7 protein-coding genes and 1 tRNA gene are annotated in these 6,000 nt (G+C 43.4%); 5 read left to right on the top strand and 3 right to left on the bottom strand.

Annotated elements, in window-relative coordinates:
* Nucleotides 1-60 precede the first annotated feature (60 nt).
* Both QUA23_RS27895 and QUA23_RS27890 read right to left on the bottom strand, forming a co-directional pair.
* Nucleotides 61-309 carry a hypothetical protein gene (locus tag QUA23_RS27895; RefSeq protein ID WP_333079071.1) on the bottom strand — a complete coding sequence of 83 codons (249 nt, stop codon included), beginning with the start codon at nucleotides 307-309 and terminating at the stop codon, nucleotides 61-63.
* Nucleotides 302-1,228 (bottom strand): radical SAM protein, encoded by a 927-nt coding sequence (locus QUA23_RS27890; protein ID WP_333079073.1) that lies wholly within the window; start codon nucleotides 1,226-1,228, stop codon nucleotides 302-304. The genes QUA23_RS27895 and QUA23_RS27890 overlap by 8 nt, the downstream gene beginning before the upstream one ends.
* Before the next feature lie 194 nt (nucleotides 1,229-1,422).
* Between QUA23_RS27890 and QUA23_RS27885 the strand changes: the two genes are divergently transcribed.
* Nucleotides 1,423-1,548, top strand: coding sequence for a hypothetical protein (locus QUA23_RS27885; protein WP_333079075.1), 126 nt, complete (start codon nucleotides 1,423-1,425; stop codon nucleotides 1,546-1,548).
* Nucleotides 1,549-1,784: 236 nt separating this feature from the next.
* Nucleotides 1,785-3,560 (top strand): ATP-binding protein, encoded by a 1,776-nt coding sequence (locus QUA23_RS27880; RefSeq protein WP_333079076.1) that lies wholly within the window; start codon nucleotides 1,785-1,787, stop codon nucleotides 3,558-3,560.
* 183 nt (nucleotides 3,561-3,743) lie between these two features.
* Here the strand turns inward: QUA23_RS27880 and QUA23_RS27875 are convergent.
* Nucleotides 3,744-3,828: transfer RNA gene (locus QUA23_RS27875), tRNA-Leu, on the bottom strand.
* Nucleotides 3,829-4,026: 198 nt separating this feature from the next.
* Between QUA23_RS27875 and ndhL the strand changes: the two genes are divergently transcribed.
* The 3 genes from ndhL to trpA all read left to right on the top strand — a co-directional run bounded on the left by ndhL (nucleotide 4,027) and on the right by trpA (nucleotide 5,650).
* Nucleotides 4,027-4,242, top strand: coding sequence for an NAD(P)H-quinone oxidoreductase subunit L (gene ndhL, locus QUA23_RS27870; RefSeq protein WP_193972727.1), 216 nt, complete (start codon nucleotides 4,027-4,029; stop codon nucleotides 4,240-4,242).
* Nucleotides 4,243-4,548 carry a DUF3007 family protein gene (locus tag QUA23_RS27865; protein ID WP_006635827.1) on the top strand — a complete coding sequence of 102 codons (306 nt, stop codon included), beginning with the start codon at nucleotides 4,243-4,245 and terminating at the stop codon, nucleotides 4,546-4,548. It abuts the gene before it with no gap.
* Between the two features lie 304 nt (nucleotides 4,549-4,852).
* Complete coding sequence (gene trpA, locus QUA23_RS27860) at nucleotides 4,853-5,650, top strand: tryptophan synthase subunit alpha (RefSeq protein WP_333079077.1); 798 nt, start codon at nucleotides 4,853-4,855, stop codon at nucleotides 5,648-5,650.
* The last annotated feature ends 350 nt before the right edge of the window (nucleotides 5,651-6,000 follow it).

Below are 6,000 nucleotides of genomic sequence, written 5' to 3'. Positions count from 1 at the left end.
TTATGTTCAACTAAGCAAATCAAAAATTATTTTGCTCACTGCTGTTACTGTACCTCTTAGTCACGCAAAGTGCTGTAGTTGCATTTCTAATTCTTCTAAATGGCGATCGGCTTCTTTGATGCGGTCATTTTTTTGCTGCAATAACTTCTCAAGCTGTAGGCGCTCTTTAAATAGCTTCTGCTGCCATGAGAGTTTTGCCCCGGAATTTTCTATTTGTTTTAACAGTTGTTTGGCAACTCGATTATTTTGACTCTTAACGGCTTCGTTAAACTTATGAGAACGCCACCAATTTACTAGCGGATTACTCATAGCCAAATCCCTCTTTGCCTTCCATAATTTCAACTCCCGGAAGCATCGCAATTAATTTATTTTTAAACTTGCGATAACTTTGTTGTTCGGTATTGTACCACCAAGCGTACTTTTGTTTAAGAGCTAATGCTTCCTCGCGAGTTGACGCAATTAGCGATCGCGCGTTGCTAGCATGAAAATCCTGAATCACTACCCGATCAGCAACTTCCAGCTTGCTAATAAAATCAGCTTCATCTTCCGGTAAGGTAGGGAGTAGTGGCGTCACAGTTATCGAAAATCTGACATCGCAATTTTCTCGGTAAGGAAAACTGTATCTCAGTTTGGCAATAGCTTTGAGTCTCGCAGGAATACTCGGCGATTTGGGTTCAAAATCTTTCCTCACTTTTTCGCTACCAGTGGGAATGCTCATGTTAACTCGCAACCGCTGAAATTGCTGTAAAATATCGACATCTCTAGTTATCATAGGACTTCTAGTTTGGATAACCAGCGTCGGTTGATAGGGAACCATCACTTGTAACAAGTGCCTAGTTAGTTGTTCTTTAGATTCAATGGGCTGATATGGATCGGTGACACTACTCATGTAAATGCTAGGTGAGCGCTCTGGGTTTTTCTTGTACCAACTTTGCAACTCTTTTTGTAAAACTTCTGCGGCATTTTGCTTGATTATTACCCAATTTCCCCAATCCTGCCGCATCTGTGAATTAGGGCTAAAAGCAGCAGCATAACAATAGCTGCATCCGTACTGACAACCGCGGTAGGGATTTAGCGTAAAATCGTAAGCATTGATAAATCCAGTAGCTTTGTTAAGCACTGACTGTGCATTTTGTCCATACACTTTGGCACTTCCGAAATTCTCCCGGACGGCTAAAGTGTGTTTTTCGCCGACAGGATATTTTTCATACTGAGACTTTAGCATCATTTAACCTGCTACACTATTAAAATGGAAAATGTTTAAAAATGAGAGAGGCGATCGCACTTCGCTCTTACTACTTCACTGTACCGCAGTCCACAAATGTCAGCAAAGCAGTGGAGGATTACTCTACTTTATAACTTTTTTTTAATGAGCCAACCAATCAACTTTATAAACTTCATGCTAAGCTCGATCGCGAAGTAATGCAAGCTTACGGATTTACTGACAGCGACGATATTTTAGCAAAAGTGCTGGAATTAAACCTAGAACTGGCAAAAAAAGAAAAACGGGGAGAACCCGTAGTTGGGCCTTGTGTCCCAACTGACTAAAAATACTAATCGTTGTCATCATAAGTTTTGTAAATTTGCGTATAATCACATAGAGTGTTGATAGAGATCACAAACACTCTAGTATAAAAACAGAGATAATAGGGGAAGAGTTAAGTTTTGAGTTAAAGATTTCCAAATTCAAAATTAAACAGTCAAAACAGCTTTCCGCCTTCAGCATAAGTGCATTCTGCTTTTCTTTGCTCAATTACTCCTAATTTGTTTGGGAGGAACTTCCCATGTTATTATTTACCCACAGTCAGTCCAAAAATAGCAAGGTAGAGCAAGAACACTGTGCTCAAAAACATTTGTTGCCGAATTCAACTATTAATCTAACTGGGCTAAAGGCAGGATGCAACCATTTGCGGATCGGCCAAAAAATTAGCTATGGCTATGCTTTAGCTATCAGCATAGCGATTTTGGGAACTGGTGCGGGACTGAGATTGGGAGACTACTTTCGCAAGCAAGCTTTAGTTCAGGTGAATGTTGCTGGGCAGCAGCAGCAACTGCTGCAAAATTTGCAAAATACCGTATTTGAAGCCCGATCGCACGCGGCGAGATTGCCAGCCGTTTTGGGAAACACTGTGGCGCTGAAATACGAACAAGAGCGGTTTTTCGGGCAAATCAATCAGGCGAAAATCCTGATTTCAGAAATTGAATCTTTCGCACGAGAAAATCCCAAGAGACTAGCAACAGAAGAGGCAGTATTGCAGGCTCTCTTGAAGAAATCTGCCCTCGTCATTGATTACTACGGTAAGCTAATTAAATTGCAGTTAAAAGAAGCGGAAGTTTGGAATTTACCCCCCAACAGCATTGACTCCGCACAGCTACAAATGTTGAGGAATAGCACCGGCCAAGAGGCGATCCTACTAGATAACCTGGCTCAAAGTTTAACTGACTTAATTTCTACAGTAGAAATTCACAAACAGCAAGGAACCCAAGCATTAGAAGAAGCTGGAAGTTTGCGAAACCGAATTATTCTCGGGAGTATGCTAATTTCAGCACTCATCGCCGCCACGCTAGCGGACAAAACCAGCCGTGCGATCGCCCAACCCATCGAAACCGTTACTAATGTGGCTCAGCAAGTCACTCGCGAATCAAATTTTAACCTGCAAGTACCAGTCACAACAGACGACGAAATCGGAGTTTTAGCTGCGTCTTTCAATCAATTGATTCAGCGAGTTAGCGAGTATACACAAGAACTAAAACAAACTCAATCCCAATTAATTCAGACCGAAAAAATGTCATCTCTCGGTCAAATGGTTGCAGGGATAGCCCACGAAATCAACAATCCTGTCAACTTCATCGGCGGCAACATTGACTATGCCAACCAATACATCGAAGATTTGGCAGGTTTGGTAACTCTCTATCAAGAATACTATCCCAACCCACCAGATGCCATTCTAGAGCGCATCGAAGACATTGAACTCGAATTTCTCAGAGAAGATTTACCAAAAACCCTCTCTTCGATGAAAATGGGAGCCGATCGCATTCGCGAAATTGTCGTATCCATGCGGAATTTTTCGCGATCGGATGACGGAAAAATGAGATCTGCCGACATTCACGAAGGAATAGATAGCACCCTCGTCATTCTCAATCACCGACTCAAACAAGGTATTCAAGTTATTAAACAATACGGTAAGTTGCCTGCGCTTGAGTGCTATCCTGCGCAACTAAATCAAGTATTTATGAATATTATTAGTAATGCAATAGATGCGCTGGAGGAGGTGAAAAAGGAAGACAAAGGCTATTCGCCAACGATTTGGATTAGCACGGAAATTACGGCCGACAATACTGTCACCGTCAAGATTCGGGATAACGGGTCGGGAATTGCGTCCGCCAGTACCCAACAGATATTTGACCCATTTTTTACTACAAAGTCGATCGGCAAAGGTACTGGATTAGGATTGGCTATTTCCTATCAAATCCTTGCCAAGCATCAAGGCAAAATTGAGGTAAATTCTCAAATAGGACAGGGCACGGAATTTGTGATTACTTTGCCAGTTGCTGCGTAATAAGCTGTTACTAATCTAGATTGTATTCTGGTGGGGCGGGACGCCCACCCCACCAGAATTTCATCAAACTTGACTGTAAAATTTTAGATGGGCCTCAGTTGATAACGCGGGGCGACTTCGTTTTTGTTTACGGGGACGATCGCACTTGCCGATCGCTTGCAAGGTATAATTCCGAGATTTTTATGGGGGCGGAGGGACTTGAACCCACACGACCGTTTCGGGTCAACGGATTTTAAGTCCGTAGCGTCTACCATTCCGCCACGCCCCCCTTTGGTCAAGCTGCTGTGGTTTTGAGCCACTAAGAGCAACAGCCTTTTATTCTACAGCCAAAACCACAATTTACGCAACCCCTAATCAAAAAATTCCCAAAAGTCGCGCTGGATCTCCCCAAGCGGTACAATAGTTAACCAGCTAACGGAGCGTGTCAACCGACTTACCCCTGTTATTATTCCCCTAAAGCAAATCTATGTATATTACCTTACTGCTTTACGCCGTCTTGGCAGGAGCCTACCTCCTGGTAGTACCCGCGGCCACCTACGCTTACCTGAACAGCCGCTGGTACGTCGCTACCTCTTTTGAGCGCGGCTTCATGTACTTCTTGATGTTCTTCTTCTTCCCAGGTATGTTTCTCCTAGCTCCGTTTTTGAATTTTCGGCCCAAACGGCGGCAGATAGAAGCCTAAATGCGACGTATTGACGTAATTGGAATCAGTATCGGCTTTTTTGTAGCAGGTGGGTTGGTCTACTTGCTACTGCAATTCGCCGGACTCGACAGCATGAATGCAGGGATTTGGAGTCAGTTATTTTTGGTCGCCGGCTTGATTGGCTGGCTGGTGACTTATTTATTTCGAGCACTGACTCAAAATATGACCTACAGCCAGCAATTGCAAGACTACAAAGAAGCTGTCTTGCAGAAGCAACTGGATGAACTCACTCCTGAAGAATTAGCCAAACTTCAAGCCGAAATTGAGCAAGAAAAAGATAATTAGTCCATAGTCCTTAGTTCTCAGTTATTAGTTATTAGTGAGCTATTAGTGATTAGTTATTAGCAATAAACTCGGAACTAATGACTGGGAATAACAACTCATGAATAGTAATATTGACGGCTAACTAATGACTGATGACTGATATCACGTTCCCTAAAATAAGCGCGATAGGTTTGTAGTGAAAACTTCAGTCCGAGGTAGTTTTATGAGGAAGTAATTCCTCACTACAAACAAATTTGATTGCGCTCGAGCGAGGGGAAATCCTATGTATGATGACTGATAACCAATGACTGATGACTAATAACTAATGACTATTTCTAATTGTTTTGAAACGTTACGCAAAAACAACCAATGTGCATTGATTCCTTTTATTACTGCTGGCGACCCAGACTTGGAGACAACTGCTAAAGCATTGCAAATTTTGGATGATAACGGTGCAGATGCGATCGAGCTTGGCGTTCCCTATTCTGACCCGCTAGCTGACGGACCGGTGATTCAAGCCGCTGCTACAAGGGCTTTACAGCGGGGAACGCGGTTAGATTCGGTGCTGGAAATGGTAGCGAAAGTTAGTCCGAATTTGCGATCGCCCATCATTCTCTTCACATACTACAACCCGATTTTGTACCGAGGTATAGAAACCTTCTTGCAGCAAATCAAAAGTGCCGGAGTTCAGGGATTGGTTGTACCCGACTTGCCCTTAGAAGAAGCAGACACTCTCATCCAACCTGCCAACAAACTAGGGATTGAACTAACATTATTAGTTGCTCCCACCAGTCCCAAAAGTCGCATAGAAGCGATCGCCCGTCAGTCTCAAGGATTTATTTACTTAGTCAGTGTGACGGGGGTTACGGGAGTACGCGAAGGCTTAGAAACGAGAGCAAAAGAATTGCTGCAAGAACTCCGTACCGTCACCGACAAACCCATCGGCGTCGGGTTTGGTATATCGCAACCTGAACACGCTCGCCAAGTGAAAGAATGGGGTGCAGATGCTGCGATTGTTGGCAGTGCTTTTGTCAAACGCTTGGCTGAAGGAACTCCAGAACAGGGTTTAGAGGCTATCGGGAAATTCTGCAAGAGTTTAAAAACAGCGATTCAAAATGCTTAGTAAGTGTGCACATACTTTCAGCCATTAGACAGATGTGTGCGATCGGGATGTGCCGCCACAATTGCGATTAAAGACCTTGTTGTACTTGAGATCATACACCACCTTCCTTCTAGTTCCTGACTAGAAGGTTTTTTTTGGAGCCGAACACGCACAATATTTCAACATAGTGCGCGCATGGAGAACCAAACAGCTATGTATGGAAACGACTTTGCCTTCTCCGGTGCGGGGTGCTGCGACTTTTAATAATTGGTAGAAGATTGAGGATTGTCCATTCCTTCTTCCTGATTGCTGATTTCTATCCGCTCGAAAAGCCGAAGACCCTTCTTCCTTCTTCCTTCTTCCTTCTACTA

It is taken from the genome of Microcoleus sp. Pol1C5 (assembly GCF_036701115.1).
Taxonomy (GTDB): domain Bacteria; phylum Cyanobacteriota; class Cyanobacteriia; order Cyanobacteriales; family Microcoleaceae; genus Microcoleus.
This window is presented reverse-complemented; position numbering and strand designations above follow the sequence as displayed.

Coding starts and splice junctions, on each gene's coding strand:
- QUA23_RS27895 (WP_333079071.1), bottom strand. CDS start 309: ATGAGTAATCCGCTAGTAAATTGGTGGCGTTCTCATAAGTTTAACGAA.
- QUA23_RS27890 (WP_333079073.1), bottom strand. CDS start 1,228: ATGATGCTAAAGTCTCAGTATGAAAAATATCCTGTCGGCGAAAAACAC.
- QUA23_RS27885 (WP_333079075.1), top strand. CDS start 1,423: ATGCAAGCTTACGGATTTACTGACAGCGACGATATTTTAGCAAAAGTG.
- QUA23_RS27880 (WP_333079076.1), top strand. CDS start 1,785: ATGTTATTATTTACCCACAGTCAGTCCAAAAATAGCAAGGTAGAGCAA.
- ndhL (WP_193972727.1), top strand. CDS start 4,027: ATGTATATTACCTTACTGCTTTACGCCGTCTTGGCAGGAGCCTACCTC.
- QUA23_RS27865 (WP_006635827.1), top strand. CDS start 4,243: ATGCGACGTATTGACGTAATTGGAATCAGTATCGGCTTTTTTGTAGCA.
- trpA (WP_333079077.1), top strand. CDS start 4,853: ATGACTATTTCTAATTGTTTTGAAACGTTACGCAAAAACAACCAATGT.